This window comes from Aquisalimonas sp., from assembly GCF_007120195.1.
Taxonomy (GTDB): domain Bacteria; phylum Pseudomonadota; class Gammaproteobacteria; order Nitrococcales; family Aquisalimonadaceae; genus Aquisalimonas.
In genome coordinates this window covers 1-9,281 of the sequence record NZ_SKOG01000140.1, presented here as the reverse complement: position 1 = coordinate 9,281, position 9,281 = coordinate 1, and the positions used below count along the sequence as shown (strand labels likewise).

The window sequence follows — 9,281 nt, the reverse complement described above, 5'->3', positions numbered from 1 at the left end:
CACACCGAGGCCGGTTGCTTGAGCCAGGACTTGTTCGGATCTCCCGAGTTCCCGAGCTACCCCTGTAAGCGCATGCCATGTTCTCAGACCCCGGCGGTGTCGCAGCTACTTGCCATGGCGCAGCTGAGACTACTGCCTTCCGGTACACTGCAAACCGTCGGCTTTCCCATCCCTCGATGGTTATCCACAGACCGCCACTCTACAATATTTCGGGGTTCAATAGATGGCCTACACTCTCGTTCCACCCTTGCTCCGCACACCTTGTTACCAAGATCGCACCCGGCTTCACTACCGACCTGCTGGCTAGGCTTTGGTCGTGGTGGGACTGGGATCATGGAGTTTCCCGTGATCTGCACCCACTGGGTAACATTAGCCAATTTCAGACTTTTAAAATTCCTCCCGAGGCTTCGGATTTATCTCGGCACGAGCAGCGACATGTTATGCACCAACCCGCCGGAGTTCACCAGCACCGACATCGCCGACCGCGGCAAGAATGGTTGGCACGAGAGGCTCCAGATGGACCAGTCGATTGGAGGCAGCTTGCACCAGAACCACGCCGAAGGGTTGCGCAGTCAAGTTCTGCTGGTGTGGAAGATTCGCATCCATGGTGACGAGCACATCGAACCTACCCGCCATGCGCCGCAGAAGCTCGCCATTCTTCAAACCATCCCAACCCATCCCCGACACCGTATGCGCATCATGACCGATCATCAAGGCCGCGAAGTCCACCGGGATGTTCTCGTCAAGCAGAACGCGCATCGGTCAGCAAAGAGTCGCGGGCTAACTCGAGCGCAGCCAACGCCTGCTCTCGCTTGACCGAGGGGAACTGGTGGAGGAACTCATCGAGGGTCTCACCACCCTCGAGATAGTCGAACAGCGTCTGCGCCGGAACCCGTGTACCAACGAAAACCGGCGTACCACCAAGGATCTCAGGATCGCTATGGATGATGGCGCCTCTCGATGTCATGTCTCCGCTCCGGACAGTTTCCTATTTTTACATTATACACCCGGCAGGCCGCCACTGCCCCGGTTGGTGCATAACGTCCAGCGTATCCGGCAGCTTTACCCGAAGCGAACGCGCAGGGTGATGCCGTCCGAGTTGGCGCTGTTATGCATTATTCGTAATGGCTCCATAGCCCCAACACCTTAACGATCCTATCCTCTTCCAGCACCTGGAATACCAACCGATGCTGTATATTGATTCGCCTCGAATAGGCCCCTGCAAGATCACCAACGAGCTTTTCGAAAGGGGGTGGCCTCTGAAATGGGTCTTCAGCAAGGATGGCCAACAACTCCTGCGCCTTTGGTTTCAACCCGCTTGAGGCCAGCTTCTTCGCGTCCTTCTGTGCTTGCTTCGTATAGACGAGTTGCCAATTCACCAATCCAGATCCTCGGCACACTTGTCAACGGGCGTCTCCATGCCTTCCCGGATCGATTCGCGCATACCAGGGACAGATAGCAGAAACAGCGTCTCCTGGATCGCCTCCCAGTCTTGCTCGGATACCAGCACCGCGTTGTTCCGCTTCCCCGATATCAGCAACGGCTGATGCGAGGCGGCGGCCTCGTCGATCAGGCGATATAGGTTAGCGCGGGCTTCGCTGGCTGTGATTGCAGTCATGGCACACCTCCACTCGGCTACTTGAAGATATGGTACGCTTTTTCGTACGTACGTCAAGCAGCACGCGATGCCTGCATAACGACGACAAGCGCGAGCGGCCGCGTCTTCGCGGTCCGCTCCACGCTCTGGTAGGGCTAGTGCGCTGCAAACTCGTCGGTTGCCAGTAGGCCTACCGCAGCGCCTCGCGAACCACCTCGGGATGACGCCTCGCAATTCGGATCAGCGCCTGCGCCGCGCCCGAAGGCGAGCGTCGACCTTGCTCCCAATCCTGGAGCGTGCGCTTAGAAATGCACAGCGCCTCGGCGAACTGGGCCTGTGAGAGCCCGGTCTGCTGCCGCGCAAGGGCGACTTCATTGGGCTCGACCTTGGTGACCCGCTCAGCCCGACCGCCACGCATCTCCCGCACGGACTGCAAAAGCTTAAGACCCAGTTCCTCGCCCGAGGACTGCTGCTTAGACTGAACTCGCTTAGCCATGCTCAAGTTCCTCCCGGATGGCTCGAAGGATGTGGGCCGGGATGTTGTCCCTGACCGACTTTGCGTACACGAGCAGCATCCAAATCTCGCCAGAGGCTAGCCGGGTGAAGTAGATAACCCGCACGCCACCACGTTTTCCCGCGCCGGCGCGGCCCCAACGGACCTTGCGGCAACCGCCGCTGCCAGGGATCACGTCGCCCGCCTCGGGGTTGGCCGCTAACACGAGAAGAACTCCAGCCGCTCTGCCTCAGACCATACTTTCTTGGCCTCAGCGACAAAGGTACGGGTTTCCTTGATCGTGTACATTGGCTAAGTATACGGCAAAGCCGTACGCATGACCAACGCGGAGCCTGAGCCCAACAAACAGTGCAGCATTTCTTCGCCGTGCGCAGCATGGCGGATAAATACCTGTTGGAGGGTAGCGGTCTCAGTCATGCCCCACCTCCAGTGCGGCCACCACATCGGCATGGCCCTGACACGCCCACTGCTGACCCGGCAGCCAGTGCATGTAGCGCATCGTCGACTGGACGTTGCGATGACCCAGTAGCCGTTGGAGCTGGTGAACCGGCAGGCCCTGTTCCAGGACATGCGTGGCATAGGCATGACGATTATGCCGCGTGCGGCATACATTATTTCTGGGCTCAGCACCCTGCCTTATTCACCAGGACTTGGTAGTCGGTCGACGTAGTCGGGTGCCGGGCGGCGGTACGCGCGTTTTCCCTGCGCGACAGCCCGCTGCCGTGTGGTTTGCGGCCGGGTGTAGATGCCGCGGCGCAGCATCGGCCTGATCGACGGGCTTCCGGCAGCACGCAGGCATGAGTGCATGGTGCCGGTCGGATCCAGCGCAGTCTGTGTCCCTTGTCGCGGAGTGCTGCGCCGCGTTATCCAGGCTCGAGCTTGAGCCGTGTGAGCCGCTTGAGCAGTACCCGCCACTGCGCTGCGGCGCGGCGCGGCGCTCGAGGATGACCACCAGGCGGCGGGCGTGGTGCTGCACCCAGGCGGGCGACCTGGAGGAGGCGCTCGCGCACGCCGAGCAGACTCCAGCCCCCGCTGGGTGGCCGCCTCCATGTGGGCACGCAGCACATGCATGAGCTCATTGGCGAGCAGCCGCAGGGCGAGCAGCGCCTGGCTGCGGGCAAGCACCGTCGCCGGGGCCGCCGCGCCGCGGGAGGTGCACAGCTGGGAGTCACCGACGACGTCTTTGAACTCCCCCATGTGCGCTTCGGCCTTGCCCCGGCGGCGGTACAGTACCAGGATCTGCTCGCCGCGGCAGCGCACAGCGGGTGGTGTGCAATAGCCGCTTTTCTGAGCCGCCCCGGCATGCGTGTCCCGGAACTCACCTCGCAGGTGCTCGCGCGCTGCCAGCGCCATCTGCCGCGCGACCGGAAGGCGCGCCACGGCGAGGCGCCGGTACTCCTGGAGACATTCATCGACCGCAGCCGCCACCTGGGCGGCTGTTACCGCGCCGCCAACTGGCAGTATGTCGGCGACACCCGCGGACGCGGGAGAGACGACACGGCGCATGCCGGTACGCGCTCCATCAAGGCCATCTACGCTTACCCGCTGACACGGGACTGGCGCCGGATGCGGATGACTGGGCCAGGCACGAGTTCGCCCAGGCGCTGCGCTGCGACAGGCGGCTGCGCGAGTGGGTCATCGCTGAGCCGCGATTTCGCCGCGCACCCGGGCGGCAAGGGCGACGGCGAGCCCGGTACGGTACGCAGAGCATCTGGCGCGGCCTGCGGCGCCTCCACGACATCACCGTCATGTTCCGCTAACTCACGCGCGTGCTGAACTCAGTTTTGAACGTCTACTGAGCGAACTGGCGGGGCCAGTGTCGCGGAGACAACGCGAGTGGCCGAGCATTACCGGCTGCCACTGTTGCCGGGCAAGATCAGGAGTCGCCGCAAAGTGTGCTGGGTCAGTCGAGTTCATCCGAGTCATCAAGCAGATGGGCGACGGCACGTCGCAGCTTGGGAAGCTTGCCTGATGCGATACCCCAGACGATGGCGTTGTCCACATCAGCATAAGCGTGGATGAGAATGTTGCGGAAGGCGACGATCCGCCGGTACTCGGGGATCTTGGCTGCGATCTCCGGTGCGACTTGAGATAGTTGATTCAGGGCTTCCCCCATAATCTCGAACTGCCGCTCGACGCCTGCACGCAAGAGTTCATCAACGTCGTAGTCAGGGAAGCTCTTGCCTGCAAGAAAACGCTGAACACGGTCCGCCGCAACGGACACATCGTATAAGTACTTCTTCGGATCACGCCGCATAGACAATAGCGTTGTTTCGCTCGATTTCGCGTCGGAGGTAAGGGTTGTTGACACTTCGCTCGGTCACTAGATCGATTTCGCGCTCCAGCAGGGCTTCGATTCCTTCCTTCAATCCGAAATACGCATCCGCTAAACGCTCAGGATCCATATCCTCGAACGTGACTAACAGATCGATATCGCTGCGCTCGGGGTTGAAATCATCCCGAACTCCCGAGCCGAACAGTACAAGATGCTTTACACCGTGCCGTTTGCATAGGCCCTGAAGCTCGGGGACATGCTGTTCGATGATTCGGTGCATCGCCGGTACCTCGTGGCGAAACAAGTGCCTTGGATTCAACGTTGCCCCTCCGTGCATCCATGCTGCTGCGTCTATTGGAACTACGAACGGAGCAGGTGTCGAGGCCAGTCTGCCATTGCGAACGGTGGCCAGACGCTGGCGGGAGGTCCGCTTCGGGTCGCCCCTTGCCTTATGTTCCACCCCGCAAGATACGCCGAGCTTTGCTCGGCGCGAAAACGCTTGGCATGAGCCGCGGCTGTGAAGGAGCCGTCGCGCTCAATGCCATTCGTTAGGCTTCTTCTGTTTTCTCAGTGGCATGGCCGCGCCAACTCGCCTTGATCGACGCCAAGGAAGAGCGACACGAGGGTTTAGCTCTCTTGTGGCGCAAGCTCTTCAACCGGCACCCGATCCAGCAGTTCCAGCCAGACTTCACCATCGGACTCAAGCAGCTCGCCACCGAGGCGCAGGCTCTTGCCATTGAAGCTTGCGACTTGACGGGGGTGGGCAGATGGATCCACGGCTATGCACATAACCATGTAGGTGCGAGCTCTTCACCCGCTCGACATGCTGAAGCCGCTCAAGATAGCCAAAGTTACCGGGGTCGTTCGCCTGAAAAAACCCATTCGCGGTGAGCTGCATGAAGTCTCTTCCATCCACACGGATGGTTTTGTCCTGCCACACACACGCAAGAAGACCGTGCCGTCACTTTCCCTGACACCTCCCCAGGACCGGCGAACGACCCTAAGCGGCGCCCCTAACCGCGTGAATAGCGCTGATTGACTCATGCGCCCCCGAGTTTTCCAAACATGATCTACCCGGCGCCAGAGCCTCTCCTCTGCGCCAGCGAAGCTTCCGTACTCCGCCGGTGCCTTCCATGAGGTCACCCGCCTTGGGGTGTCCAGCGAGGTACTCAACAACCTCTTGCCGCTCCTGGGCGCTCAGAAGTTTCTCCGCACGGCGAACGTATTCCGGAACCTCAGCAACGGTAATCACGCAATTGGATTGTAATCCAATGGATTATCTCCGTACACCACAGGAGCATTCTATCGAACAAGGGAACAAGGCGAGCTGATGGACCGATCTCCGAACCAGTCACCGGACCACTGGACCTCGCTGACCGCTTCGGGTCGCTCTTCGGCCTACTGCTAAGGGCAGGCCATCGGACCCAGGCACGCCTACGTACTTGGGCGCTGACCGGGCAATTGCCAGCTCTCACAGCGTATTGAAAAGGTCCCAACACGCAAACGGTAGGTGCATTAGCGCACGCGTAATGCACCGTTAAGCCCACCGCGCCAAAGGCGCACAACCCGGACAAGGTGCATCGGCAGGCGCAACGGCAACAAACCGCCGAAGACACAACGAAAAAACGCCCCGGCCACAATCGGCCAGGGCGTTACATCGGCGAACTTCGCACGAGTCTATCAACCGACAGACTGTTGTAGGCTTGTGGGTCGTCTGCCTCGGCCAACAGGGTTTCCTCGTCGCGGTACTTGAGCGTGGCCGGGCCGGTGATGCCGGGGCGCAGGGTCAGGATGATGCGATCGGCCCCTTCGAGCGTGCCGGCGACACCCGGCACGTCCGCCTGGGCGCCGACGAAGCTCATGTCGGCCTTCAACACATTGAAAAGCTGAGGCAGTTCATCGAGCCTGGCGCGGCGTAGCCAACCGACCGGCTCGGGTCACGCGTGCGTCACCAGCGGTGCTCACGGTGGTACGCAATGCGGGATCCACGCGCATGGTGCGCAGCTTGATCACTCGAAACCGCCGACCCAAACGCCCGACGCGCTCTTGCATGAAAAAACCATTGGCGCCGGTGTCGATCGTCGCAACGAGCCATGCAAGCGCAATCAGCCAGAACGTCAGTACCAATCCTGCTGCCGCCCCCAGACAATCGAAACCGCGCTTGAGCGCGGCGCTCGACAACGATAACCCGCTTGCACCATCAGCTTGTCCGACCAATGCACCGTCCGAACGCACATGCATGCCCTGCTCGTGCGGCCACCGCCTTCATCAATCGCCCCATACTCGCCACTTCGTCCCCTGGACCGAGCAGCAGGTGCACGTGGTTCGTCATCAGACAATACGCATAGACCCGCACATCACACGCACCACCGAGCTCCTGGAAATCCTCCAGATACCGGCGGCAATCGTCCTCACCCGCAAATACCACTTGGCGGTTGTGCCCTCGCTGCACCACGTGGTGCCCCCCATGCGGCAACACAACTACGCCGTGCGGATCCTTCACGCCCTCACGAATCCAAGGCATGCGTCGCCACGCCCAGGAACTCGGCCGCGTCGAACAGGGTATCGTCCAGGGTCAACAAACGGGCCGCGTTCGCCTCGGCACACGCCAGATGCAGGGCATCCAGTGTCCGCAGGCCGGTGCGCCGGAGGAGCAACCAGTGCGTCGCCCGTTCATATTGCGCGCGCGTCATGGCCACCGCCTGGAATCGCCCCTCGGAGACGTCTTCGTAAAAGGCGGATTCCACCCGGTTGGCCTGTGATTCCGTCAACTCCGCCATGCGTACCCAACGCGCCAGCGCAGAGGCAAATTCCACCCGAGTCAGGTCACTGATCAGCACTGGCCGTGTCTGCGCCAACAGCAGCGACTCGATCGCGGCACTGGCCGGCTCCCCCCGGGTAATACGGCAAGAGCGCGCTGGTATCGGCATAGAGCATCAAAAGCGCTCGGCTTCCCGAAGCTGCCGGACCGCCGCTCCGGCCGATTCCCGCATGGGCGGCAGCTCGTCGCGCAGCGACGCCCGCGACCGGAATGCCACCTCGCCAGAAGGCGGGCCCACTAGCCGCGCTGCCGGTCTGCCCCGGCGCAGGATCAATACCTCCTCGCCCGCCTGCACCCGTTCCAGAAGCTGGGAGATCCGTTCTCGCGCCTCGCGCACACTGACCTCGTTCATGAATAAACTCCGCCCATATATGTACACGAATTATGTACACAAAAGCCGGCGCGTGCAATTGCAGTTTAAGCAAGGTTCGGAGTTTCCGTCGCACGTCCACGGCGATCAGCCCTTGGTCGCACGCTGCCGAAAGCGCTTTTCCGGGAAGGGATTTGGCGATCCCCACCTGTAACTCGTACAGCGCAATAGATAGGATCCAATATCCTGCGGGTGCCCACGCCAACAGCTTGTCGGCTATCTGGTGTTCCCGTTGAGGAAGTAAATTAAGGGGTCTTCTGTACCAGTAAGCACGCTATAGGGATTCGCGCTCGGTATCCCTGCCTGGTACATCGCGCAGCTCCTCGACGGAGGGGATGTCCTCCACACAGGGCAAATCGACGATGGTTCACTTGCGTTTGCCTTATCGATCCCGGCCCCCACCGCGTGACACTCCTAGTTACCGATTCCCCTCACGGTTCCTCTTGACAGGGTACGTTGTCCCAGACACTTCATACCACCTCCTTGTCGCATGGCTGGCAGGATACTGTAGGCAGAACTCCAGGTTGCGACCGCACCAACACAAAAAGTGCTTGGCAACATATACTTATGCGACTTCGTATCGCAACGAACCGACCAAGCTCAGCGACCATGGCGAGCTGGCGCGGCAGTTGCGTAGGCAAGCGCCGTGCCAGATTGACATGGATCGCTGCGGCGCCTTGTTGGGCCCCTGGGCCAGGCGTTTTCTCAAGTCTCGTGAAGCGGTGTAGCAGAAAGCTTCACGCCTAAGGCGTGCAGCAGCTTCAGCACCGTGTCGTATCGCGGCTTCGCTCCGGGCGTGAGTGCCTTGTACAGGCTTTCACGGCCAAGCCCCGTGTCTCGGGCCAGCTGCGTCATGCCTCGAGCTCGGGCGACATCGCGAACCGCCACCAGGAACACGTCCGGATTAGGGTCCTCCAGAGCGGCCGTAAGATACTCGGCAATGGTCTCTTCCTCATCGAGATAATCGGCGGCATCGAAGGGGGAAAACTCGCTCATGTCAGTCCTCACCATATGTGCGCGCAATTCTCGATCGCGCGCCTGATGTCTCGCTTCGGAGAGGACTTGTCGCCCCCAGCAGAAGCAGATACAACGACCCCCCACGCCTCGTGAAGTAGATGCGATATCCAGGACCTACGTGGACACGCACCTCATAGACCCCCTCGCCAACAGAACTACAGTCTCCGAAGTTCCCCTGTTCAGCTGACCGGATCCGGTGGACGATCCGGGCCGTCCCCTTCTTGTCCCTCAACTTCGAAAGCCAGGCATCAAACTCCTTTGAGCGCAGGAAGGCATTCATTGCTCTATTGTATCCGCTCGGATACGTACTCCGCCAGCGCGTTCGGGCCCTCCATCCTGTCACAGGGGCCCAAAGTGAAGCATGTCTTCCCCGTGCGCAGCATGGCGAAGACATGCCTGTTGGTATTGAGCCGCCCATCAGGCTGGCGCACGTTCTATCTGGGTTTTGTATCGCTCGGGAGGCGGTGGGACGCTCCGGTAGACTCGGGCGCGGCGTAGCCGGCGATGGTGAGTGCGCGAGTTGTGTCCATGGACTGGGGCCTTGTTGCTGCCTTTGACATCCAAACCAGCGCGCCAGGGGTGGGCAAATCCAGCCTCGGCCCGAGCGAAGGCGCGTCCCCTGCCGAAGGGGCCGTCGTCGGTCAGTGCACCGCCGGGCACCAGGCAATGGAGGTGGACATGCTGATT

Annotated in this window: 16 protein-coding genes and 2 pseudogenes; 1 reads left to right on the top strand and 17 read right to left on the bottom strand. The window is 61.1% G+C overall.

Going from position 1 to position 9,281, the window contains the following annotated elements; translation table 11 throughout:
- Positions 1-438: 438 nt before the first annotated feature.
- From QZT63_RS10195 to QZT63_RS10165, 7 genes are all read right to left on the bottom strand, one after another.
- On the bottom strand, positions 439-729 hold the full coding sequence (locus QZT63_RS10195; protein ID WP_290650873.1) for a hypothetical protein: 291 nt from the start codon (positions 727-729) through the stop codon (positions 439-441).
- 13 nt (positions 730-742) lie between these two features.
- A complete protein-coding gene (locus QZT63_RS10190; RefSeq protein ID WP_290650872.1) occupies positions 743-967 on the bottom strand; it encodes a DUF433 domain-containing protein in 225 nt (74 codons plus the stop codon).
- Positions 968-1,115: 148 nt separating this feature from the next.
- Positions 1,116-1,379, bottom strand: a complete 264-nt coding sequence (locus QZT63_RS10185) for a Txe/YoeB family addiction module toxin (RefSeq protein WP_290650870.1) — start codon at positions 1,377-1,379, stop codon at positions 1,116-1,118.
- Complete coding sequence (locus QZT63_RS10180; RefSeq protein WP_290650868.1) at positions 1,376-1,618, bottom strand: type II toxin-antitoxin system Phd/YefM family antitoxin; 243 nt, start codon at positions 1,616-1,618, stop codon at positions 1,376-1,378. Before QZT63_RS10180 ends, QZT63_RS10185 begins: the two co-directional genes overlap by 4 nt.
- A gap of 169 nt (positions 1,619-1,787) precedes the next feature.
- Positions 1,788-2,093 carry a helix-turn-helix domain-containing protein gene (locus tag QZT63_RS10175; RefSeq protein ID WP_290650866.1) on the bottom strand — a complete coding sequence of 102 codons (306 nt, stop codon included), beginning with the start codon at positions 2,091-2,093 and terminating at the stop codon, positions 1,788-1,790.
- Positions 2,086-2,316 carry a transcriptional regulator gene (locus QZT63_RS10170; RefSeq protein WP_366636650.1) on the bottom strand — a complete coding sequence of 77 codons (231 nt, stop codon included), beginning with the start codon at positions 2,314-2,316 and terminating at the stop codon, positions 2,086-2,088. Before QZT63_RS10170 ends, QZT63_RS10175 begins: the two co-directional genes overlap by 8 nt.
- A 204-nt stretch (positions 2,317-2,520) precedes the next feature.
- Positions 2,521-2,751 carry a tyrosine-type recombinase/integrase gene (locus QZT63_RS10165; RefSeq protein ID WP_290650874.1) on the bottom strand — a complete coding sequence of 77 codons (231 nt, stop codon included), beginning with the start codon at positions 2,749-2,751 and terminating at the stop codon, positions 2,521-2,523.
- A gap of 425 nt (positions 2,752-3,176) precedes the next feature.
- Here QZT63_RS10165 and QZT63_RS10160 point away from each other — a divergent pair, with 425 nt between their 5' ends.
- On the top strand, positions 3,177-3,887 hold the full coding sequence (locus QZT63_RS10160) for a Druantia anti-phage system protein DruA (RefSeq protein WP_290650864.1): 711 nt from the start codon (positions 3,177-3,179) through the stop codon (positions 3,885-3,887).
- 127 nt (positions 3,888-4,014) lie between these two features.
- Here QZT63_RS10160 and QZT63_RS10155 read toward each other — a convergent pair whose 3' ends face one another.
- The 10 genes and pseudogenes from QZT63_RS10155 to QZT63_RS10115 form a co-directional block, all read right to left on the bottom strand.
- A complete protein-coding gene (locus tag QZT63_RS10155; RefSeq protein WP_290650862.1) occupies positions 4,015-4,368 on the bottom strand; it encodes a HepT-like ribonuclease domain-containing protein in 354 nt (117 codons plus the stop codon).
- Positions 4,358-4,666: a nucleotidyltransferase domain-containing protein gene (locus QZT63_RS10150; RefSeq protein WP_290650860.1), complete on the bottom strand. Its 309-nt coding sequence runs from the start codon at positions 4,664-4,666 to the stop codon at positions 4,358-4,360. The genes QZT63_RS10155 and QZT63_RS10150 overlap by 11 nt, the downstream gene beginning before the upstream one ends.
- Positions 4,667-5,013: 347 nt before the next feature.
- Positions 5,014-5,163 carry a hypothetical protein gene (locus QZT63_RS10145; protein ID WP_290650858.1) on the bottom strand — a complete coding sequence of 50 codons (150 nt, stop codon included), beginning with the start codon at positions 5,161-5,163 and terminating at the stop codon, positions 5,014-5,016.
- A gap of 875 nt (positions 5,164-6,038) precedes the next feature.
- Positions 6,039-6,248 carry a hypothetical protein gene (locus tag QZT63_RS20075; protein WP_366636645.1) on the bottom strand — a complete coding sequence of 70 codons (210 nt, stop codon included), beginning with the start codon at positions 6,246-6,248 and terminating at the stop codon, positions 6,039-6,041.
- Between the two features lie 34 nt (positions 6,249-6,282).
- Complete coding sequence (locus QZT63_RS20070) at positions 6,283-6,627, bottom strand: sugar transferase (RefSeq protein WP_366636642.1); 345 nt, start codon at positions 6,625-6,627, stop codon at positions 6,283-6,285.
- A 4-nt stretch (positions 6,628-6,631) separates the two neighbouring features.
- Positions 6,632-6,910, bottom strand: a pseudogene (locus QZT63_RS10135) (transposase); the annotation flags it as partial.
- Positions 6,894-7,323 (bottom strand): annotated as a pseudogene (locus QZT63_RS10130) (type II toxin-antitoxin system VapC family toxin). The pseudogenes QZT63_RS10130 and QZT63_RS10135, both read right to left, overlap by 17 nt.
- Positions 7,323-7,559 (bottom strand): type II toxin-antitoxin system prevent-host-death family antitoxin, encoded by a 237-nt coding sequence (locus QZT63_RS10125; protein ID WP_290650856.1) that lies wholly within the window; start codon positions 7,557-7,559, stop codon positions 7,323-7,325. Before QZT63_RS10125 ends, QZT63_RS10130 begins: the two are co-directional and overlap by 1 nt.
- 723 nt (positions 7,560-8,282) lie before the next feature.
- Positions 8,283-8,573 carry an addiction module antidote protein gene (locus QZT63_RS10120; protein WP_290650854.1) on the bottom strand — a complete coding sequence of 97 codons (291 nt, stop codon included), beginning with the start codon at positions 8,571-8,573 and terminating at the stop codon, positions 8,283-8,285.
- A 1-nt stretch (position 8,574) separates the two neighbouring features.
- Entirely contained in the window at positions 8,575-8,874 is a 300-nt protein-coding gene (locus tag QZT63_RS10115) for a type II toxin-antitoxin system RelE/ParE family toxin (RefSeq protein WP_290650852.1), read from the bottom strand.
- Positions 8,875-9,281 lie beyond the last annotated feature (407 nt).